Origin of the sequence: Mesorhizobium sp. KR1-2 (assembly GCF_040045035.1) — a bacterium.
Classification (GTDB): Bacteria; Pseudomonadota; Alphaproteobacteria; order Rhizobiales; family Rhizobiaceae; genus Pseudaminobacter.
Genome location: NZ_JBDZDS010000001.1, coordinates 556,462 through 576,785, shown reverse-complemented (window position 1 = coordinate 576,785; position 20,324 = coordinate 556,462). Strand labels below are relative to the sequence as shown.

General features: G+C 63.3%; 23 protein-coding genes. 7 read left to right on the top strand and 16 right to left on the bottom strand.

The window, feature by feature from the left end; translation table 11 throughout:
* Window positions 1–45 precede the first annotated feature (45 nt).
* The 6 genes from ABLE85_RS02755 to ABLE85_RS02730 are packed head-to-tail and all read right to left on the bottom strand — an operon-like array spanning window position 46 to window position 5,236.
* A complete protein-coding gene (locus ABLE85_RS02755; protein ID WP_348791140.1) occupies window positions 46–1,299 on the bottom strand; it encodes a phage major capsid protein in 1,254 nt (417 codons plus the stop codon).
* Window positions 1,296–1,970, bottom strand: coding sequence for an HK97 family phage prohead protease (locus tag ABLE85_RS02750; protein WP_348791449.1), 675 nt, complete (start codon window positions 1,968–1,970; stop codon window positions 1,296–1,298). The genes ABLE85_RS02755 and ABLE85_RS02750 overlap by 4 nt, the downstream gene beginning before the upstream one ends.
* A 4-nt stretch (window positions 1,971–1,974) precedes the next feature.
* Entirely contained in the window at window positions 1,975–2,331 is a 357-nt protein-coding gene (locus tag ABLE85_RS02745; RefSeq protein ID WP_348791139.1) for a DUF6107 family protein, read from the bottom strand.
* A 32-nt stretch (window positions 2,332–2,363) separates the two neighbouring features.
* Entirely contained in the window at window positions 2,364–3,545 is a 1,182-nt protein-coding gene (locus ABLE85_RS02740; RefSeq protein ID WP_348791138.1) for a phage portal protein, read from the bottom strand.
* Between the two features lie 13 nt (window positions 3,546–3,558).
* Complete coding sequence (locus tag ABLE85_RS02735) at window positions 3,559–4,902, bottom strand: terminase family protein (RefSeq protein ID WP_348791137.1); 1,344 nt, start codon at window positions 4,900–4,902, stop codon at window positions 3,559–3,561.
* A complete protein-coding gene (locus tag ABLE85_RS02730) occupies window positions 4,802–5,236 on the bottom strand; it encodes a hypothetical protein (RefSeq protein ID WP_348791136.1) in 435 nt (144 codons plus the stop codon). The genes ABLE85_RS02735 and ABLE85_RS02730 overlap by 101 nt, the downstream gene beginning before the upstream one ends.
* Before the next feature lie 300 nt (window positions 5,237–5,536).
* Between ABLE85_RS02730 and ABLE85_RS02725 the strand changes: the two genes are divergently transcribed.
* The 4 genes from ABLE85_RS02725 (at window position 5,537) to ABLE85_RS02710 (ending at window position 10,675) form a co-directional block, all read left to right on the top strand.
* Window positions 5,537–7,690, top strand: a complete 2,154-nt coding sequence (locus ABLE85_RS02725) for a PBP1A family penicillin-binding protein (protein WP_348791135.1) — start codon at window positions 5,537–5,539, stop codon at window positions 7,688–7,690.
* Between the two features lie 130 nt (window positions 7,691–7,820).
* On the top strand, window positions 7,821–8,408 hold the full coding sequence (locus tag ABLE85_RS02720) for a DUF1214 domain-containing protein (protein WP_348791134.1): 588 nt from the start codon (window positions 7,821–7,823) through the stop codon (window positions 8,406–8,408).
* A complete protein-coding gene (locus ABLE85_RS02715; protein ID WP_348791133.1) occupies window positions 8,401–8,943 on the top strand; it encodes a DUF1254 domain-containing protein in 543 nt (180 codons plus the stop codon). Before ABLE85_RS02720 ends, ABLE85_RS02715 begins: the two co-directional genes overlap by 8 nt.
* 880 nt (window positions 8,944–9,823) lie before the next feature.
* On the top strand, window positions 9,824–10,675 hold the full coding sequence (locus ABLE85_RS02710) for a hypothetical protein (protein WP_348791132.1): 852 nt from the start codon (window positions 9,824–9,826) through the stop codon (window positions 10,673–10,675).
* Here ABLE85_RS02710 and ABLE85_RS02705 read toward each other — a convergent pair.
* From ABLE85_RS02705 to ABLE85_RS02695, 3 genes are all read right to left on the bottom strand, one after another.
* Window positions 10,662–11,006: a DUF1491 family protein gene (locus ABLE85_RS02705; RefSeq protein WP_348791131.1), complete on the bottom strand. Its 345-nt coding sequence runs from the start codon at window positions 11,004–11,006 to the stop codon at window positions 10,662–10,664. The two genes, ABLE85_RS02710 and ABLE85_RS02705, sit on opposite strands and share 14 nt — an antisense overlap.
* A gap of 167 nt (window positions 11,007–11,173) precedes the next feature.
* On the bottom strand, window positions 11,174–11,971 hold the full coding sequence (locus ABLE85_RS02700) for a peptidoglycan-binding protein (protein ID WP_348791130.1): 798 nt from the start codon (window positions 11,969–11,971) through the stop codon (window positions 11,174–11,176).
* Window positions 11,946–13,688, bottom strand: coding sequence for a PAS domain-containing sensor histidine kinase (locus ABLE85_RS02695; RefSeq protein WP_348791448.1), 1,743 nt, complete (start codon window positions 13,686–13,688; stop codon window positions 11,946–11,948). The genes ABLE85_RS02700 and ABLE85_RS02695 overlap by 26 nt, the downstream gene beginning before the upstream one ends.
* Window positions 13,689–14,214: 526 nt before the next feature.
* On the opposite strand from ABLE85_RS02695, the gene ABLE85_RS02690 reads away from it, so the two are divergent.
* A complete protein-coding gene (locus ABLE85_RS02690; protein WP_348791129.1) occupies window positions 14,215–14,529 on the top strand; it encodes a DUF5330 domain-containing protein in 315 nt (104 codons plus the stop codon).
* Window positions 14,530–14,642: 113 nt separating this feature from the next.
* Complete coding sequence (locus ABLE85_RS02685) at window positions 14,643–15,071, top strand: SufE family protein (RefSeq protein WP_348791447.1); 429 nt, start codon at window positions 14,643–14,645, stop codon at window positions 15,069–15,071.
* Window positions 15,072–15,077: 6 nt separating this feature from the next.
* Here the strand turns inward: ABLE85_RS02685 and ABLE85_RS02680 are convergent, their stop codons facing one another.
* Complete coding sequence (locus ABLE85_RS02680) at window positions 15,078–15,863, bottom strand: DUF6456 domain-containing protein (protein WP_348791128.1); 786 nt, start codon at window positions 15,861–15,863, stop codon at window positions 15,078–15,080.
* Window position 15,864: 1 nt separating this feature from the next.
* Window positions 15,865–16,284 (bottom strand): helix-turn-helix domain-containing protein, encoded by a 420-nt coding sequence (locus tag ABLE85_RS02675; RefSeq protein ID WP_348791127.1) that lies wholly within the window; start codon window positions 16,282–16,284, stop codon window positions 15,865–15,867.
* Between the two features lie 213 nt (window positions 16,285–16,497).
* On the opposite strand from ABLE85_RS02675, the gene ABLE85_RS02670 reads away from it, so the two are divergent.
* Window positions 16,498–16,836, top strand: coding sequence for a cytoplasmic protein (locus ABLE85_RS02670; RefSeq protein ID WP_348791126.1), 339 nt, complete (start codon window positions 16,498–16,500; stop codon window positions 16,834–16,836).
* Between the two features lie 44 nt (window positions 16,837–16,880).
* Here the strand turns inward: ABLE85_RS02670 and ABLE85_RS02665 are convergent, their stop codons facing one another.
* The 5 genes from ABLE85_RS02665 to ABLE85_RS02645 all read right to left on the bottom strand — a co-directional run bounded on the left by ABLE85_RS02665 (window position 16,881) and on the right by ABLE85_RS02645 (window position 20,323).
* Window positions 16,881–17,306 carry a MucR family transcriptional regulator gene (locus ABLE85_RS02665; protein WP_348791125.1) on the bottom strand — a complete coding sequence of 142 codons (426 nt, stop codon included), beginning with the start codon at window positions 17,304–17,306 and terminating at the stop codon, window positions 16,881–16,883.
* Window positions 17,307–17,596: 290 nt separating this feature from the next.
* Window positions 17,597–17,959 carry a monovalent cation/H(+) antiporter subunit G gene (mnhG, locus tag ABLE85_RS02660; protein ID WP_348791124.1) on the bottom strand — a complete coding sequence of 121 codons (363 nt, stop codon included), beginning with the start codon at window positions 17,957–17,959 and terminating at the stop codon, window positions 17,597–17,599.
* Window positions 17,956–18,300 (bottom strand): cation:proton antiporter, encoded by a 345-nt coding sequence (locus ABLE85_RS02655; RefSeq protein WP_348791123.1) that lies wholly within the window; start codon window positions 18,298–18,300, stop codon window positions 17,956–17,958. Before ABLE85_RS02655 ends, mnhG begins: the two co-directional genes overlap by 4 nt.
* Complete coding sequence (locus ABLE85_RS02650; RefSeq protein ID WP_348791122.1) at window positions 18,300–18,773, bottom strand: Na+/H+ antiporter subunit E; 474 nt, start codon at window positions 18,771–18,773, stop codon at window positions 18,300–18,302. Before ABLE85_RS02650 ends, ABLE85_RS02655 begins: the two co-directional genes overlap by 1 nt.
* Window positions 18,770–20,323, bottom strand: coding sequence for a Na+/H+ antiporter subunit D (locus ABLE85_RS02645; protein WP_348791121.1), 1,554 nt, complete (start codon window positions 20,321–20,323; stop codon window positions 18,770–18,772). Before ABLE85_RS02645 ends, ABLE85_RS02650 begins: the two co-directional genes overlap by 4 nt.
* Window position 20,324 lies beyond the last annotated feature (1 nt).

Below are 20,324 nucleotides of genomic sequence, written 5' to 3'. Positions count from 1 at the left end.
AGGGGTGCCCGCCTGCCTTTGCGTCGTCGAAGCGAAAGCCGCCGGTCAGGCGGTTGCGAACTTCAGCAGCTTGATCGCATCAAAGTCCTGGACGCCGCCGCCGACCCGCTTGGTGGTGTAGAACAGCACGTAAGGCTTCGCAGAGTACGGGTCGCGCAGCACCTTCACCCCGGTGCGATCGACCACGAGATAGCCCCGGCTGAAGTCGCCGAAGGCGATCGGCGTGGCATCGGCTGCCGCGTCCGGCATGTCCTCGGCCTCCACCAGCGGGAAGCCCATCAGCATGGCGCGCTGGCCGGGTGCCGCAGGCGGCTGCCACAGATAGTTGCCGTCGGCGTCCTTGAGCTTGCGCAGCGTGGCCTGCGTCTTGCGGTTCATCACCCAGTTGGCGTTCTGGCGATAGCCGGCCTTGAGGGCATAGACCGTGTCGATCAGCACGTCGGACGGGGCATCGTCGGGCAGGCCGCCCGCCTTGCCGGTCAGCGTGAGGCCGATCTTGCCCCAGGCCCAGTTCGCCTCCGCAATCTTGGGATAGCTGAGGAAGCCCTTGGGCTTGCTGGTGCCGTCGCCGGAAACGAAGGCCGCGCCCTCCTGCTCGGCGAAGGCCGCCTCCACCTCGCCGGAGATCCACTGGTCGAGATCGACCACCGCGTCCTCCAGCAGCGAGGCCGTCGCCGCCGGCATGGCATAGAGCTCCATCGTCGGAAACTGCAACTCGGCCAGCGTCGAGGCGGCGGTCTGTGGCCGCGCGGCGGTTTCGCCGACCCAGCCCACCGCCGGCCCGCTGATCGCGAAGGGCTTCTTCAGCACTGCCGCTGACACCTGCCGCACCGACGCTATCGAGCGGATCGGCGACAGAGCCGCGAGGCGCCTGCCGATCTCGGCTTCGGTTTCGTCAGGCACCAGATAGCCGCCATCCTGGCCGGAGCCGTAGGACATCGCCTTCGTGTCGAGCGAGCGCAGGAGCCTGTCGTCGCCGCTGCGCACATAGGCCTCGAAGGCGGCCTTGTGCTCGTTCCGCACATGCCGCGCACCGCCGCGACCGAGCGCCGGCCTGACGGCCTTCAGCGAGAGATCGTCGAGTGCGCGCTTCTGTTCGTCCAGCGCGCGCGAAATACGGTCGACCTTCTCGCTGGTCACCGCATCGGCGCCCCGCCTTTCGAGCTGCGCCAGGCGTTCGTCGTTGCTGTCCTTGAAGGCCTCGAAGGTCGACATGAAGTCGCTGAAGGCCTCGGAGAGGTCGAGGTGGCTGCCGGCAGCCGACTTGGTTTCCAGCACCCTGGAATTGGCTACAATCATGGAAGGGTTTTCCTTGTTTCGTTGACCATGCGAGTGGCCTGCCAGATCGTTTCCAGCAGTGCCGCTTCCGGTCCCGTTGCGGCGTCCCGCCCGCCCACGAGACTTGCGAAGCCCTTGGAGATGACCCTCCGGGCCTCGCTTCGCGTCAGCCCAGCATCCCGCGTGAGCCAGCATTCGAATTCACGGATCGTCGGCAGCCTGCGCGCCTTCACGGTGTCGATGCGCGCTTCCGGCAGCATCGGGAAGGTCACCACTGAAATCTCCCAGAGATCGGCCTCGAGGATCCGCCTCACCCCGCTTGCCGGATCGCGCTTGGCGCGCACCGCGTGGAAGCCGATGGAAAGCCCGTCGAGCGCGCCGCCGCGCATCAGGCTGAGCACGTCGCGCGCGCGGCCGACTTCCTTGGCGAGCCTTCCGCGCACGAACAGGCCGCGCGCGTCCTCGCGGATTTCCGTCCAGGCGCCGATCGGCTCGTTCGGATCGTGCTGGAACAGCATGCGGATGCCGGACGCGCCGCGCTTCTCGAGCGAGCGGGCAAAGGCACCGCGCTCGACCACGTCCTTGCCGAGATCGACCTTGCCGAACAGGCTGGCATATCCCGAAAAGGTGCCGTCCGTTTCTACGTCGCCCAGCACGAGATCCACGAATTTGCGCTCGCAGCGCCTCGCCATGGCGTCAGCCTTCATCGGCATTCTCCGTTTCCGATTTCTTTTGAAGCGATCGCCCGAAGCCGTTGCCCTGAAAGGCGCGCATTGCAAAGCCGAGCGCCCACCAAGCGCAGAGGCTGGCGGCGGCCGACCCCATCAGCACCAGCTCGCCCGGGCCGATCAGGCTCTCGATGCCGAATTCAGATGCGATCTTGAGGCCGGCCGTTCCGCCGAAAATCAGGCCGCACACCACGCCCACGGCAAAGCGCGCCGCCGCCTCACGGCGACCGTGAGGAAGGATGTAGGCCAGCGAAATGGCCGAACCGGCGACCGCGCCGGCCCCTTTGGCGAGCCAGATCCAGCCCGCCTGCGACATATCCGTCATGTTGGGAAACTCCTGGATGGCCGCCTGCCCGCTCAGGTCAGGTCGCGCGGCTGGTAGCCCACCGCCTCGCGTTTCTCGTCGTCAGTCAAGAAGCTCGCACCCTCCAGCCGCGCCCACAGCGCATCGCGCTCGCCCGACAGGCCCTCGACGCAGTCGGCGTCGTACCAGAGCCTGAGATCGGCGCCGAAGGCAGGCGCCAGCCAGGCCGACAGTTCCTTGGCCGTGCGCGCCACCAGCGGCAGGATGGTCAGCCGGTAGAAGGCGCGGTTGGCCTCCTGGTAGTTGGCATAGGTGTTGTCGCCGGGAATGCCGAGCAGCATGGGCGGCACGCCGAAGGCGAGCGCGATGTCGCGGCTTGCCGAATGCTTGGCCTCGATGAAATCCATGTCCTTCGGCGTCAGCCCCATCGCCTTCCAGTCGAGGCCGCCCTCCAGCAACAGTGGGCGTCCGGCACGCGTAGCGCCCGAATAGCCTTCCTCGAGTTCTGCCTTCAGGCGTTCGAACTGCTCGTCGGTCAGGTTGCCGCCTTCCTTGGGCGCATAGACCAGCGCGCCGGAAGGCCGGGCCGAATTGTCCAGCAGTGCCTTGTTCCAGCGTCCGGCAGCGTTGTGCGTATCCAGCGCCATCAACGCGGCCTCTAACGGCGGAAAGCCGTAGTGGTCGTCGAGCGGGTGAAACAGCGTCAGATGCAGCGCTCCGCCGCCGGGAAACGCGCCAATCGGCGTCTTGCGCTTTGCGGCCCCCTGCCGGTATTCGAGCGCCGACGGCCAGCCGCTGGCGTCTGTCAGCACGGCCACCCGGTCAGGGCGCAGCAGGTGCAATTCGCGTACATCTTCCCCGGCCTCGATCATCTCGACATAGGCGTTGCCGGCGAGCAGCAGGTGCCCGTACAGAGCCTCCAGAAACGTCGCGCCGGCCTGCCGCTGGTTCGGCCGCTCGAGCAGCCGCAGCAGGGGATGGTCGTCCAGTTCCGCCGCGCCCTCGTAGAGAAGCCAGGGAATCGCGGATGCCGTCTCGGCGATCAGCCGCACCGCGCGGTGCACCACGGGGTTGCGCATGAACCCCTCTCTGGCAAGCGCAGCGTAGTCGCGATGCGTCCAGCGTGCCTCGCCCTGGGCGTGTAGCGCGACGAAGCCTGCCGGCCCGACACCCTTGCGCTCGGGCCGCGCACCGTCGCTCCCCGCCATGCGAGGCCAAGGCCATTTCCAAGCCATGTGTCTATCCTGATTAGAGAAAATCGCGGATGCGCGGACGCCCCGAGCCGTCCGGCAGCAATTCGTTCACCGCCCAGACCAGCGCGTCGAGGCGGTCGGGCGAGCGGTTGTTCGACAGGCCGTTCGGCCCGAAGTCGCACATTTCGTCTTCCAGTTCGGGAAACCGGCCCGCATGGCGCACCCTGCCCTGCTGGTAGAGCATCGCGACAGGCTCGGCCCGCAGCCATTTTCCGCGCCGCGCCCGCACCGCCTTCACCGGGATCACCGGATCGACCGTGCGGATCACGGCCGTCACCATGTCGCCGCCTTGGTTGACCTCCGCCACCAGGCAATCCGCCTGCAAATGATGAAACAGCGAAACGGCGGCTCCGGCCCAGTCCTGCGGCCGCGCCGCCTTCACCGTCGCGTCGCCTAGAATGATGACCGTCCCTGCCGCATCCAACCCCGCCGCAACGATGCCGCAGGCGTCGGAGGTCTTGTGCGAACTCGCCGGCGGGTCGACCGCGACCACGACACGGCGAAGCTCCGGCACTTCGTCCAGCCGGGCACGCTCCACCGCCTCGCGCGACCACAGCGCATCCTCGCGATCTTCGATCAGTTCGCCTTCCAGTTCCTGCCGCCCCAGGCGCGTCCCGCCATAACGCTTCTCGACCGTGTGCAGGAAAGCCTCGGCGAGGTTGCCGGCATTGTCGGCCGTCCGCATCCGCGTCACCAGCACCGAAGGGTCCGCCAGCAGTCGTTTCAGCAGCGTGATTGGCCGGGGTGTGGTGGTGATGAGCTGTTTTGGCTGTTCGCCCAGCCTCAGGCCGAACTGCAGCATGTCGAAACAGGCCTCGACATTCTTCCATTTTCCGAGCTCGTCGCACCAGGCCGCCTCGAATTGCGGCCCGCGCAGGCTTTCCGGATCTTCCGACGAGAAGATCTGCGCAACCGCGCCGTTGCTCCACACCAGCCGCCGCCGGCTTGCCTCGAAGCGCGGCTTGTCGTGCCGCGAAATCGTGACGATGCCGGAAGGCCCGTCGATCATCACTTCGCGGACATCGCCCAACGTCTCGCCAATCAGGGCGATGTGCCGGTGCTTGTTCCTGGCGAAGGGCGAAAACCCGCGAACCAGGCTGTTCACCCATTCCGCGCCGAGGCGGGTCTTGCCTGCCCCGCGCCCGCCCACCACCAGCCAGGTCGAAGGCCAGGAATTCAGCGGATACTGTTTGATACGGGCGTTGAGGAACCACTCTCTGGCAATGTTGCCCAGCCCCTCATCCCCTAGGTTTTCGGCAGACCAGTTGCCTTGCGTAGCCCTCAGCCAGTTCGATAATTCGCTCGTCGATACGCTTGAGAAGTCCGGCCATGTCTGCATCGCGCTTTATGTCGTTCTCCTTCGTCCCCTCGTCGCTGCGTATGATTTCCCAGATCTTCTCGAGCGTGCGCGTCAGGGTCGAGATCGCTTCGATGCGGGCCTTGTCCAGGCCGACGGCACCCTCGCCGTTCCCAATGCCGAGCGCCTCGATCTCGCCGATCAGCCCATCCACCAGCTTCGCCAGCCTCCCGTTCTGGGTGCCCGCGTCGAGCAGGCTCCCGTCCCGCCAGCCCTCGCGGGCGGCGCGCGCTGCGGCGAGTTGCTCAAAGCTGGGTGCCGCGCCTTCGTAGAGGGCGCGCGTCGCCACCCAGCGGTCACTGGCCGGTGTCGTCATGGGGGCTCTCTGATTTGATGGAAATGTCCGAGGAAACTTCGAGGCGGGAATTTCCGGCCCTTCATTCGAGGCCGCCACCCACACTTTTCGGACGATAGCGAGACACTACCAAAGCAGCGTCACGGTGTCAAGAATATATTCCTATTTCCGGTCGATTTTTCCGCTGCGCTCCATGCGCCTTGGATTTCCGACGCGGCATCCGGTAATATTGGAACGGCAAGACGACGTCGGCATTTACCGTCTATAAATTGCCACATGGTTTTTCAGTAATACTGGGCGAAACAGCCGGGCGGCGGTGAAATGGACGACCCATCAGCAAATCGAAAGCCGAAAGCGCCCCGAGCCGGCATATTTCTGGCTATCGACGCCTGGATCGATTCCTCGCTTTACGAAGCCAGCTTCAAGGCGCGCGAATTCTGGGAGACGATGACGATCTTTTTCCGGCGCTTCCGCGTCCGCGGCTGGCGTCGAGGCGTCATCGAGGTTTTGAGCGAAGGCTTCACCATGGGCGCGGCCGGTTCGGTCGTCCTGCTGGCTCTCGCTCTGCCCGCCTTCGAGGAGACAGCAGGCAGCTGGCATCAGCAGGACGATTTCGCCGTCACCTTCCTGGATCGCTATGGCAACGAAATCGGCCAGCGCGGCGTCATCCAGCGGGACTCCGTTCCCGTCGACGAAATGCCTGACTATCTGATCAAGGCCGTGCTCGCTACCGAGGATCGCCGCTTCTTCGAACACTACGGCATCGACTTCATGGGCCTGTTCCGCGCCATGTCGGAAAATGTCCGCGCCAACTCCGTCGTCCAGGGCGGTTCGAGCATCACGCAGCAGCTCGCCAAGAACCTGTTCCTCAACAACGAACGCACCTTCGAGCGCAAGATCAAGGAAGCCTTCCTGTCGATCTGGCTGGAGCAGAACCTGTCGAAGAAACAGATCCTGCAGCTTTACCTGGACCGTGCCTATATGGGCGGCGGCACGTTCGGGATAGCGGCGGCGGCGGACTTCTACTTCGGCAAGCAGGTCAAGGATCTCACTTTGGCCGAATCCGCGATGCTGGCTGGCCTTTTCAAGGCGCCGACGAAATACGCGCCCCATATCAACCTTCCCGCGGCCCGCGCTCGCGCCAACGTCGTGTTGTCCAACCTCGTCCAAAGCGGCTTCATGACCGAGGGACAGGTGCTTTCGGCGCGGCTGCATCCGGCCACCGCGGTCGACCGGGGTGACCGCAAGAGCCCCGACTATTTCCTCGACTGGGCCTTCGACGAGGTCAAGCGCATCGCCGCCAAGTCGGGCGAACATTCGCTCGTCGCGCGAACCACCATCGATATGAACCTCCAGAAGGCTGCTGAGGAGGCGGTAGAGTACAATCTGCGCCAGCACGGCAAGGAATACCACGTCACCGAAGGTGCCGTGGTTGTCATCGAGCGCAATGGCGCGGTGCGGGCCATTGTCGGCGGTCGCGACTACGGCACCAGCCAGTTCAACCGCGCCACAAAGGCGCTGCGCCAGGCCGGCTCGTCATTCAAGCCTTACGTCTACGCCACCGCCATGGAGCATGGTTTCACCCCGGAATCGGTCATCTCCGACGGGCCGATCAGCTGGGGCAACTGGTCGCCCAAGAATTACGGCCGCAGCTTCGCCGGGCGCGTGACCCTGACCACGGCCTTGCTGAGGTCCATCAATACGGTGCCGGTGCGCCTGGCCAAGGACTATCTGACGACTGCGCCGATCAAGGCACTGGCGGAGGCCATGGGCGTCGAATCCCCCATCAGCTCTCACAAGACCATGGTGCTGGGCACCTCGGGCATGACCGTCATGGATCAAGCCACCGGCTTCAGCGTGTTCGCCAATGGCGGATTTGGCGGCGCCCGGCACGGCATCACGCAACTCGCCACCCATTCGGGAAAGGTCATCTACGACTATGAACGCGACGCCCCCAAGCCCAGGCGCGTGCTTTCCGAGAAAGCGGTGTCGGCCATGAATTCCATCATGGTGCAGAACCCCGAGGTTGGCACCGCACGCCGCGCTGCCCTGCCCTCCATCCGCTCGGCCGGCAAGACGGGCACCACGCAGTCCTATCGTGACGCCTGGTATGTGGGCTTCACCGGCAACTACACGGCGGCCGTGTGGCTGGGCAACGATAACTACTCGCCTACGCACAACATGACCGGCGGCTCGGTCCCGGCGATGGTTTGGCAGCGGCTGATGACCTATGCCCACCAGAACATCGACATCAAGCCGATCCCCGGCATCAAGAACCCCTATGTCGACCCCAAGGTCGCCGAGAAGGCCGCCGAAATGGAGCAGAAGAATGCCGATGCAGTCGACGTGGACATGGGTCGCCCGCCCATTCTCTCAAGCGCAACCACCCGCGTGCTGCGGGAGATGGGCGACGCTTTCCGCACCGCACCGCCTCTCGGCGTGCCGGCGGAACCCGAAACGCTTTCGGTCCTGTGATCGTCGCTGTCGAGAGACCCTTTCGAAACCGCAATCAAATATGCGGTTATCGTAGCCCTGTTTCGCACTGACTTGCCTTGATTGCCTGCCACCCGATATCCCGAACTGGCGTTTCACTTCGCTGCAGCTCATGTTCAAGAACACGTTCCTCGTAGCGCTGACCCTTGCCCTCGCCATCGGCGGCGGCACCGCGAGCGTCTGGTATGCCCTGGCGATGCAGGACGGGGTTGGAGCGGTCACGATCGGCGGGTGGACGGCCTTTCCCGATATAGGCACACCCGATGCCGATCCCTATTCGAAGGCGCGAGTGGCGCGCGAAGGCGTCCTGGCCCTCGGCCGGGCAGAAGGTCTGACTTTCGTCGCCGAGCACGACGATAGCGGTGCCGACCTTCAACGCGGCTGCAGCTACATCATCGACGGGGCCATTCCCCCGGCGCGCTTCTGGACTCTTTACGCTGCTGACGAGAAGATGACCGTCATAGATGGGCGCAATCGCCGTGCGCCCGCTCTCCACTCCTATGAGGTGCTGCGTCGGCCGGACAATTCCGTCGCTGTGTCCGTAAGCAGGCATCCCGCCGCAGGAAACTGGCTGGCCGTGGACGGCGCAGGCCGCATGTTCTTCGTGCTCACGCTTTACGACACCACGATCGCGAGCAGCACGGGAATTGCCAATGTCGAGCTGCCGAGCATCGTCAAGTCGGGGTGCGGCAATGCTTAGGCTCCTGCACGCCCTGCTGTTGGGGCTCCTCGGAGCTGGCATCGTGCATATCGTGGTGCTGTTGCTCGTGCCGGCCTATTCGGAGCGGGACGCCTGGTCCCAGCTCGCCGCGTCGACGGGCCTCTACCAGCCTGCGCGTCTCGACGCCGGACCGGGCGTGACGCCGATCGTGAAGTCGGTCGATCCGCTGTTCGACGCTGCCGCCTGCCGCTTCGATCTTTCCGACGGCATCCTTCACATAAACGCCAAGGGGCAGACGCCGTTCTGGTCGGTTTCGGTCTACAATCGCGCCGGGGAAAACATATACAGCTTCAACGACCATACCCTGCCGGACGGCAAGGTCGACTTCATCGTGTTGACTCCCGCGCAGATGATCGAGTTGCGCAAGGAAATCCCGGACGGCATAGAAAACATGATCTATGTGGAGTCGTCCGCCGAGCAAGGCATCGTCGTCCTGCGCAGCTTCGTGCCGGACGACAGCTGGAAAAAGTCGGTCTCCGACTTTCTCGGCAGCATCTCATGCAAGCCGCAGTGACGGCCACCTGCCGGCACCCCCTGTCCGCCTTCAGTTCAGGTCAGTGGCTTGGTTTAGGCTTCTTCGGACCCGTGTCCGCGTTCGCGACGGTCGTGTTGACGCCGGCTGCCTCTGTCAAAGCCCTTCGCTCGTAACGAACACCCGGGAAGATGATGACGGATGCAAGCGTCTCCACCGGCTGTACGGCTGGCCTGCGAACCGCCTTCCGCGGCACAAAAGACAATATGCTGCCCATGACACGCGCTTTCCCCCTGGGTATGACCGGAGCAACACGCAACGCCTCCTTCGCGGATAAGGCCAGCAGATGGTTAACGAACCGTTACCGATAAATTGAAATATTTATCGGCATTCCCAGAGCGCGTCTTTTTCCTGAATCCAAATATACTTTCACCGATTAACGACGTGAATTGCTCATACAAACCGAAGCAAACCCTGAGCAGAACCTCCAAAATTTGTGCTCAGGCATAAACCCCGTTCACCTCGACTTGCAGCCCGCTTGCCGAGCCATCCACATCGCCGTCCCCCTCGCTTCTAATATTTGCACGGACCCAAGGTGAACCGCCAACATGCTGTGCCCCAGCCGTTAACCCTTTGTCAGCACAGGTAAATCAAAAGGTGACAGTTAACGGAGCGCTAACGGATAGCCGCTAATTTTATCTTCACCCGAACAGTGCCGACCGCCGCTCCGGCGGCCTGCCCGGTCCGGGCTGTTCGTGCGTATCGTGTCAGCGTGGTTCTCGTGTCATCTTCAGATTTCAGGCGACTGGCCTTGAAAGGCGAAGCAGGAAGGAGTGAGCGGCTGTTTAGGGCCGCCGTATCGGCTTTCTGTTCGCTGACGCGCCCTACCCGCCGCGAAATCGCACAGCTTGAAGACCTTGCCTTGCCGCTTTTCGACGCCGTGTCGGTCGAGGCACGCCGCTTCGCGGCAGCCGCCCTTTCCGAATGCGAATACGCGCCCCGCGCGCTGGTCCAGCGGCTTTGCAACGACAGGGTCGATATCGCCGCCCCGCTCCTCATCCGCTCCAGGCTGGTCAAGGATGTCGACCTCATCGCGTTGATCGGTCGCCATGGCCTGCCGCACGCCCGCGCAATCGCACGCCGCCCCAACCTCAACCCGGCCATCGCCGATCTGATCAGGGCGCTCGACAACTCCGGGCCGGTCCGGCTGTCCGGAGACAGCCAGGGCAAAAACGAAAAGGCAACGCAGCCCGATTTCGCCAAGGACACCGAAAGCCGCGAGCACAACCCGGGCACTTTGGCTGAGGACGCACGCCAGCGCCTGCGCTCGATGATGCTGCCCTCACGCGAGGAAGAACTGCCAGCGGGCAATCTCTCCGGCAGTGTCTCGCCTTATGCGAAACTGCGCGATACGGCGCTGATGGGCAACTCCGCCCTTTTCCAGACCGTCCTGGCAGATGCAGCCGGAATCGATTTCCGGGCCGCGAAATCCATGGCCGAGATACCCGGCAATTCCATCCTGATGGCAGCGCTCAGGTCGTTCGAACTGAGCGAGGAGCGAGCCTTTCTCATATGCGCCGCGTTATTTCCCGGCAGCTTCGCCGATCCGACGCGGATTCGGCGTTTCCTCGAAGCCTACCGGGCGCTGGCCCCTGACGCAGCCCGCGAACGCGTAAAGGCCTGGGAAAGGGACATCGCCTCCGTTCCGTCCGCAACAAACCGCACACAGGACGCGGCCGCCAATCAGGCAGAGGCACGCCTCAAGGCGTCGTGACGGAAATAAGCTCCTCGACAGGTGTTTGACCGACCTCGATCTCCACCACCCAGATGTCGGGATCGAAACGCTTCTCCTTTTCCAGGCGCGCTTCGGCCTCCTCCAGGTCTTGGCAGGCAACCAAGGAAAAATAACGGTCGTCCGGCCGCGCGGAGTCGTAGCTGCTTTGCGGCGCGGGGCCCAAAAGCGACGTCTCGCCCAGACGGCTCCTCGACAGAATGAACACCGCACCCGCCTCTGCGGCCCCGCGCTTGATGACGGCGGCGAAACCGCCCGCCGCGAAAACGCGCCGCAGCAACACGGAAACCCAGAGATCGGTGGTGACACGCATCGCGTTGCCGGCCCTTGTTCTTCAGCGAGCATGCATTTCATGCCCCTGCCGTCGTTAGCGGATTCTACGCCGAGAGCCGATACATAATCCGAAAGCCGATTTTCTCCAGCCTCGTCTCGCGCCTGCCGGGTGTGAACCTCGCAGCAGGTTCGCTTCGTCGCCCTCCGCTACTGCGTCAGGCCGATGTCCTTCATCTTGGCATACACGGCTTCGTCCGGCTCGCCCGTTTCCGGAAGGCCGAACAGCGATTGGAATTCGCGTATGGCTGCCTTCGTGCGGCCGCCGACGATCCCATCGATGCTGATGTCCTCGTTGCCGAACGCCTTCAACCCCTGCTGGATCTTGGAGACGCGCTGGCCATTCGGTGCGGACGCAGGCTGCTCTGCCTCGGACGGCTGTACAGCCGCCGGCTTGCCTTGCGGCGATGCCGGGCGCGGCTGCGGCGCAGGCGCCGAAGGGATTGCCGACGTGGTCGGTGTCGCGCCAAGCTGGTTCAAGAGCTGGTCATCCACCCTGCCGGAAGCCGGCAACCCCATCTTGCGCTGGTAGTTCTCGATCGCCCGCGTCGTGGCGGGTCCGGTGAGCCCGTCCACCGCACCGTCATAGAAATTCAGGCTCTTCAGAATGTTCTGAACCTGCTCGACCACTGGATCGCCCGCCGGCCGCACTGGAACCTCTTCGGGGCGCTCGATGCGTATGGTCGTCTCCTGCGGACGCGCCGCCGCATCCTCGGCTTCGATCGGACGGCTGAACTCCCGCGTCGCAAAGAAGGCGCCGGAATGCGCATGCGGCTGGTACCACAAGGCGTTCGCCGAGACATAGAACAGCGAAACGGCGAACGCGGTCGAACCACCAACCAGAACCGGGTTGCGCGAGATCATTCCTCCGACGACCGCCACGCCGCCCTGGAGGGGGCTCGGCCTGCGAACAACCCTCTCCTCAGCTTGCCTTGCGGAGCGAGCCATGCCCATCCTCATTAGCCTTGCCACCGGCGCGTAGCGACACGAGGGCGCCCTTTTCACCCGCCTTCTCCGGCGTCGACGGGCCGGCGACCGGCAGGCTGATGGTCACGGTCGTGCCACCGCCCACGACGCTTTCGATCGACATCGTGCCTTCATGAAGCCCCACCAGCCCCTTGACCAGCGACAGGCCGAGGCCCGTGCCCTCGAACTGCCGCGTGTAGTCGTTCTGCACCTGCGTAAACGGCTTGCCCAGGCGGCAGAGATCGTCCTCGGCGATGCCGATGCCATTGTCGCGGACCCAGAAATGCAGCCGCGAGCCGAGTCGCTTGCCGCCCACCGTCACGCTGCCGCCATTGGGCGTGAACTTGATCGCGTTCGAAACCAGGTTGATCAGCATCTGCTGGACGGCGCGACGGTCGGCATGGATCTCGCCCGCTTCCGGAGCAATCTGCGTCGTCAGCTCGATTGCCTTGGCCTCGGCCTGCAGCTTCATCATCGAGCGGCACATCTCGACCGCATCGGCAAAGCGGAAGGATTCCGGATTGGTGGCGTAGGTGCCAGCCTCGATGCGGGAGACATCCAGTATCGAGTTCACCACCGCCAGCAGGTGATGGCCGGAATCGCGCACCAGCGTGACATATTCCCTCTGGCGCGGATTCTGGAAGCCGCCGAACGTCTCGTGCAGGAGCATGTCGGAAAAGCCGATGATGGCGTTGAGCGGCGTGCGCAGTTCGTGGCTGACCGCGGCCAGAAAGCGTCCCTTGGCAAGCTCGAGCGCCTCGGCAGCCTCTCCGGCGGCATCGAGCTCCGCGCGCAGGCGCGCGCCCTCCTCGTTCTCGCGCACGAGAGCGGTGAATGTCCGGCCCTGATCGCCGCTGTCCATCAGTTCCACCAGGAACGGGTGGTAGTTGTCGTTCGAGCCACCCTCATCCTGGCGAGGCAGCCTGATCCGGACCTCCATGGTCCTGTACCTAGCTCCGCCGCGGAGATCGGCCAGCGCGCACAGATAGCCGACGCGGTCCGCGACATGGATGCGGTCGAACAGTCCCGTGCCCAGCAGCAGCTCCGGCTGCAGGTGCAAGGTCTCCCGCGCCTGGGCCGACACGTCGAGCAGTTCGCCGCTCGGCGTCATGCGAATCACAACGGCGTCGAGGATCTCCTCGAGACCCGGCCGGTCGGCATCGCGTTCTTCCCGGCTCGAATCTTCGAACAGGCCGCCTGCCCGCAGCACCAGCGTCGCGGCATAGGCAAGCGGCACGAGCCAATGCCACCCGGCTGTCATCGCCGCCTCGAAAGGCGCCATCGAACCTAGCAGCGCCTGCGCCGGCACCACGGCCAACGCCGCGCCAGCGCCACAAAGAGCCGACCGGGCCGTACGCCGCTGCCAGAATGCCTCGACCGGTAGCGCCAGCATCATCGCCGATATCGGCGAAGCCAGGCCGCCTGCCGCCGCCACGATCAGCGAAAGCATCGCGGCGCCAGCCGCCAGGGCTACTCCGGCCGCGAGGCCGGTACTTCCCGTCGCGGCAACCAGCAGGACGACGAACCAAGCCATGCCGAAGGTCGCGCAGATGACCGCCAGCGTCGCCGCCGTACCGAACATCGCCGGCAGGAAAAGGCCGAGTGAAGCAGCGGCAAAGAAAGGCGCCGTGAGCATGATCCCGATCAGACGCCGCTGCTCGGCGCGAGCCTGGTCACCGCGGACGGAAGGATGCACCAGCCGGTCGCAGCCGGCGTCAATGGCGCCAAACACTTCGCTGGATCTGGTGACGAAAAAACTCACGCAACGCACTCGCAACTGGTCCGCTTCGCGGATCGCTTTTGATTGTCTCCGAAACTCGCACCCAGCGTTTAAAGAAAGGATAAGGCAGGCCGTCTTGCCTCTCCCAGGATGGTAAATATCGGGCGCTCCGGGCAGAAAAGCGCTCCCAGTTCCCTGCATGGTAAACAAAGGGTTAGCTGCGGATTGCCCGAAAATGAACGCCTGCGCAGTCGCGAAAAACCCAGGTCTTTGGCATCACCCGAAGCAAATTCAGAAGCTTGGTTGGTTAAGAAATACCTTCACGCTTCACTACAAACCGAACTGCATCAGCGGTGCGACGAGATAGATAAAACTTGAGCTAAATTTGCGGAAAATGCTGTGGTGTTCCGCAAGCGCTCCTTTGCGTGGCCGTGTCAGTCTGCTCCATACAAACGAGGCCATGCCAGTGCATGATGCATGGCCCGCATGCGACGAGGGCAAGGACATGGGTTTTCTCATCAGGATGGCATTCTGGTTTTCGCTGGTTCTCCTGGCGATTCCGTTCAATTTTGGCGACAAGGGCGGCGATCAGCCCAATGTCGGCGCCATCCAGGCCTTCCTTGCCGCGCGTGAAGCCGTCGGCGACGTCAGCGGCATCTGCGAGCGCAAGCCCGAGGTCTGTGAAACCGGCAAGTCGGTCATGCACACGGTCGGCATCAGGGCGCGCGAGGCTGCCCGCATCGCCTTCGAGACGCTCGACAGCCAGTTCGGCCAGCCCGACACGACGTCCACCACGGGCAGCATTCCGCCGGCAAACTGATTTTTCCTTTCGCCGCTTCAGCGGCCCACCGCAGGCCGGTCTGCCCTCTCTCGGTGCCTGCGGTGTTTTTCTTTTTCCGTGACGCGGCGGGTCCGTATCACTATATCGAGTTTATGACCGCGACGATCCAAGCCATCCGAGACGACTTCGCCTTCCTGGACGACTGGGAAGACCGTTATCGCTATGTCATCGACCTCGGTGAGACCCTGCCGCCCTTTCCCGATTTCGCGCGCGACAGTGCCCACAAGGTTCAGGGCTGCGTCAGCCAGGTCTGGCTTCTGACCGATTGCGACGACGGAGGGGATCCGATCATCCGCTTCCAGGGCGATTCTGACGCCCATATCGTCCGCGGCCTTGTCGCGATCCTGCTCGCGCTGTTCTCCGGCCGGCGCGCCAGCGAAATCATCGCGACCGATGCCGAGGACGTCCTGCGCTCGCTCGGCCTCGACGAGCATCTGACGCCGCAGCGCGCCAACGGCCTGCGCTCGATGGTCAAACGCATCAAGCACGACGCCGAAAGCGCCCTGCGGCAGCCTGCCTGATCCGCTTCAATCGATCTTCGGCCGATAATCCTCGCTTCCCCAGTGCAGAACCCGTCTGGCTGCGCCCTGGCGTTCGAGACATTGCGGGCTGTAATGTCGGCTCAGCACGCCGAGCGCGCTCTTGAGAACGATCTTTGCCGAACGGACCGGCCAGCCCCTTTCGGCCTCGACCAGTTCCAGCCCCTTCAGGAAGCAGCAGATATCGACGAGCACACCTGAAAGCTCGGGGCCGACAGCCGCGATGGCTCGCTCCACGCGCAGGCGCGCGGCGAGCGCCGCATCGGTCAGGTCCGCGATACCATTGCCGTCGCTCCTGCGCCCCGAGGCCACGCTCGCCACCCAGTTCGCTCCGGTTCGGGGCATTATCTGCCCGCGCGTATAGTCGGTGCGCAGACGTTCGCCGGCCCTGAACTCCACCTCGGACAGGAACGGCCTGCCATCCTTCGTCCTCCGGCGCCTCAACTGCCCGAGCGGCGATTCCGACAGGTTGACGATCGCTTGCGTGGGCAAGCCCTCGACATCGACCGTCACAACCTCCAGATCACGGTACCGATTTGCCGGCTGCCCAGCAGAAGCAGCCTCCCAAAGTGCCACTTCGTCGTTCGCGCGAACGATTGCACCCGCCCTGACCAAGTCGGCAAGTGCCGCGCGCGAGACAGAAATCGCACCACGTTCGCCACCGTCCAGCAGAACCTTTCCGGCCACAGCCGCCTCCCGGACCGATGCCGGTCCATGCGACAGGAAGCGAACGATGCGCCGACCGTCTTTCTCTTCCCCTGAATGCTCGGCCATGTCACCGCTCCAACCTGTGCCGGAACGCAGCCAGGACGACCCGCTCCATCATCGCCACGACCCGGTCGAACTCCTCGACGTCGCGCAGATCCTCGATCAGATGACAGGCGTACATCACCGTCGTGCGGTCCCGCGAAAAGCCTTTGCCTATGTCACTCATGCTCAGGCCCAGCACGACATGCCCGACATACATGGCGATCTGCCTCACGCGTGACACGTCCTGTGCGGTGCGCCCCGTTCGCCGCAGTTCCTTGCTCGAGACGTTGAACAGCGCGGCACCGATGTCGATCAGGCACTCGCACCACTCGATTGCCTCCTCGGTTTGCCTCTCCGCGACCTGTCCCGGCAACCGGCGCTCTGTCACCTTTTCCGACGGAGGTCTCTCGATCTGGAGTTTCTCGCATGTCGCAGCTATCTGCACGAACCATCCCTCCGCATACTAGGAATTAATTCTTATACCCAGCCACCACGGAGATGTGAACAAAAACAGAACAACTAATCTGCCGGAAAAACCTAACTGATTGATCCAAAAGGAATTTTCGAACCAGTCAACAGCCGCTCGCACAGATATTCATCCCCACCCTCTCACGCCGCCCGGATAGTCGAGGCGCAGGAAGCGAGAGGAAATTTCCAGATGAGCGATATTCACGCCGAATACAGGGCCTTCACGGCCCGGAAATTGTCGGAGGTGGCGGACGCGAGACAAACCGCGGCCCTTCAACTGGCCTGTGGGATCGATCTGACGGAGGCAATGGCGGCCGGCCCCGACTTGAAGGCAGGGCTTGTCCGCCGCCTTACGCGCGCCATCGAGCGGGAGCGGCTCCGAGGCATGCGGCGCCACTGGAGCTACGACCTGAACCGGCACATCGCGCTGAAACAGGCGCTGGACCGGCTATGCGGCAGAAGTGAAAAGCGAAAAGCAGGCCCACGTACAACAAGCCGACGCTGCTCCTTCCGGATAGCCACAAAGTAAAACGGCGCCCGAAGGCGCCGTCGAAACTAGAAAAACTGGCCTTATTACTTGGCCTTGCGCTTGCGGCCCAGGCCCATCTTCTTGGCCAGCTGCGAGCGTGCTGCCGCATAGTTCGGCGCAACCATCGGGTAGGTCGCGTCCAGGCCCCACTTTTCGCGGTACTGGTCCGGTGACATGCCGTAGTGGGTCATCAGGTGACGCTTCAGCGACTTGAACTTTTTGCCGTCCTCGAGGCAGATGATGTAGTCGTCGTGGACGGAACGTTTCGGATTCACTGCCGGCTTCTGTTTGTCGGCAGGCGGTTGCTCGACCGTTCCCCCGACACGGCCTAGAGCTGCATGCACATCGGCGATGAGGTTCGGCAACTCGCCGACTGGCACAGGATTGTTGCTGACGTATGCGGCGACAACATCGGCCGTCAATTCGATCAGCATCTCGTAATTTCTGCTCGGCGTCTCGACAGTGTCCATATTCTTCAGGCCCCAAGATAAGTTGGAATGGCGCCCCTTTTTATAAAGGCGGGGCTTTGCGCGACTTAACGAAGGGTTAGTCCACCACGATTCGTGCCGCTACACCTTAATGGACTTTAATGCCAATTAAGTCAATTAAATATTTCGTAATTCCGTGTAGCGACTACCGATAAGCCCCAATATTCACACATGTAAACTTCGGCCATTTCAAGTTCTGGAAGCACCCTCTGGCAACTTTCGGCGAAGTAGCCAACCACAATGCCTATATTACATCTTTTAATGCAAATTACTCAACTTTGGGTGGTCTTCACGATAGATTGAACAGAACTGCCAATATCGTCCCTGACTGATTTTGGCCACATACGACAACCGGAAGCATGTGCAGCCTTGGCCAAAAGATGTGAAGATATTGGGACGGTCATGAGAAAGAATATCACCCCAGCCAACGCGCGCGTGGATATGGCCAGGTCCTGAGACTGCACGGCCAGGGCGATCAGCATGACGCAGGAGCCCAGCGTGCCGGCCTTCGAGGCCGCATGCATTCGGGTGTAGAGGTCGGGAAGACGCAGCAGGCCGATGGAGGCGACCAGCGTAAATATCGCGCCGATCACGATAAGTATCCCGGCCACATAGTCGAGCAACAGGACGATCATCGCTTCCTTCTCCTTGAGGTCTTGCTTCCCGCCTTGCGGGGTTTGGCTGGGACCTGCTTCTCCGTCACCCCGCGGCTCATGACGAAGCGTGCGAAGGCCACGGTCGCCAGGAAGCCCACCAGCCCGAGCGCGATGGCGATGTCGACATGAAAGGAAAAGCCGGTCCTTATCCCAAGAACGGCAATGAAGCCGATGGCGATTGCCACCAGCATGTCGAGGGCCAGGATCCGGTCGGGAAGCGTCGGGCCGCGCAACACGCGCAGGACCGTTAGCAGGAAGGACAGGCACAACAGTCCCAGCGCAATCGTGACGCAGAACGACAGGAAGCTTTCGCCAGACATCACCGGAAGGCCTCCATGATCTTCCGCTCGAAGCCTTCCGCGATGTCGCGGCGGGTCGCATCCGGGTCGGAGCAGTCGATGGCGTGGACGAACAGAGTGCGCTTGTCGTCGGACACATCAACCGACAGCGTCCCGGGCGTCAGCGTGATGAGGTTGGCAAGCAGCGTAATCTCGAAGTCGCGGTCGACCGTCAGCGGATAGGCAAATATGCCGGGCTTCAGGTCCATCTTTGGCGACACGACCAGTATCGCCACCCGCCAGGCCGAAAGGATCAGTTCCTTGAAGAACAGAATGACAAGCGAAAGCGCCTTGCCCGCGCGCACGAAACTGCGGAGCGAGCCGATATGCGCGCGCACCAGATAGAGGGTGACACCGCCGATCAAGACACCGAACAGGATGTTCGGCAGGGTAAACGAGCCGGTGATGGCGGCCCAGGCAAGGGCCAGCAGGATCACGCTGAGATAAAGCGTCATGAGCCACCTCCCGCCGCGAAGACGGCCCCTACATAGCCGGAACTGTGCAGCAAGCCGGCGGCCGCCATGTTCGCGATCCTGATGACGGGCTCAGGGAACAGTCCCAGCACGACGATCGGCACGGTCAGCGCCACCAAGGCGGCATATCCGAGCAGCGGTAGAGCCGTGCCCCTCGTCTCGTGCCCGCCGGCATGGTCCCGCCAGAACGCCAGCAGGAAGACACGACCGAGCGTGATGGTGGTAAGGAAACCGCTCAGCAGGATTGCGCCTGCCAGCCACCACGCGCTGGCATCCATTGCCGCTTTCACCAGCATCACCTTTGGCCAAAGGCCGGAAGCCGGCGGCAAACCGGCCACCGCCGCCGCAAGCACCAGCGCGATTGCCGCCAGAAACGGCGAGTTCCGGTAAAGGCCCGAGAGCTCGTGCAGCGAAAAACTGCCGCCCCGCTCCTTCATCATGCCGGCAAGCAGATAGAGCGCAGTCATGATCAGCATGGAATGAATGGCATAGAAGATCGCGCCGGAGATGCCGGTCTCGGTACCGAGCGAGAGGCCGGCCAGCATCACGCCGACCCCGGAAGTCACGAGGAAGCCGAAGATGCGCCTCGTATCCGACTGGGCCAACGCGCCGAGCACGCCAAGGATCATGGTGGCGACGGCAACCCAGCCAATGAGGTCTGCAAGGGCGGCCCGCTCGACCGGAAACAGCATCACCAGCGTCCTCAAAAGCGCATAGATGCCGATCTTGGTCAGCAGGCCGCCGAACAGCGCCGCCACCACGATGCGCGGTGTGTGATAGGAGGCCGGGAGCCAGAAATTGACGGGAAACGCCGCCGCCTTCATTCCGAAGGCCAGCAGATAGAGCGTCGCAAGCGTCATCAGCGGCGCACCGCCACGCACGCCGTCGGCCTTGCGGACGATGTCGGCCATGTTGAGCGTGCCGAAGATGCCGTAGAGATAGGCGGTCGCAATTAGGAACAGCGTCGTCGCCACCAGGTTCAGGATGGCATATTTGCTCGCGCCGTCGATCTGCGCCTTTTCCGATCCGAGAATGAGCAAGCCGAAGGACGAGATGACGAATACCTCGAACCAGACATAGAGGTTGAAGATGTCGCCGGTCAGGAACGCGCCGCTCACGCCCGCCATCATCAGCATCATGAACGGATAGAAACCGTAGCGGCGGCCGGTCACGCCGATGTCGCGCAAGGTAAAGACCGCGCAGACGAAGGCGATGCTGCCCGAGGTAAGCGCGAAGGTCGCGCCCAGCAGATCCACCGTGAACGATATGCCGAAGGGCGGCAGCCAGCTTCCCATGGTCATGGACACCGGCCCGTGCTCCAGCACGCGTGCGAACAGCGCGACCTCCGCACCCATCAGCGCGGCGAGGCCGACCAGCGCGGCGATGCCGTGCCAGCGCATTTCGTGCCGGAACATCAACAGCAGCGCGCCGAAGATCAGCGGAATGATCACTGGCGCGATCACCAGCCAATCCGCCGCCGTCGCGGGCGTCGTGATCATCGCACCGGCCATATCGGCGACTTCACCCGTCATA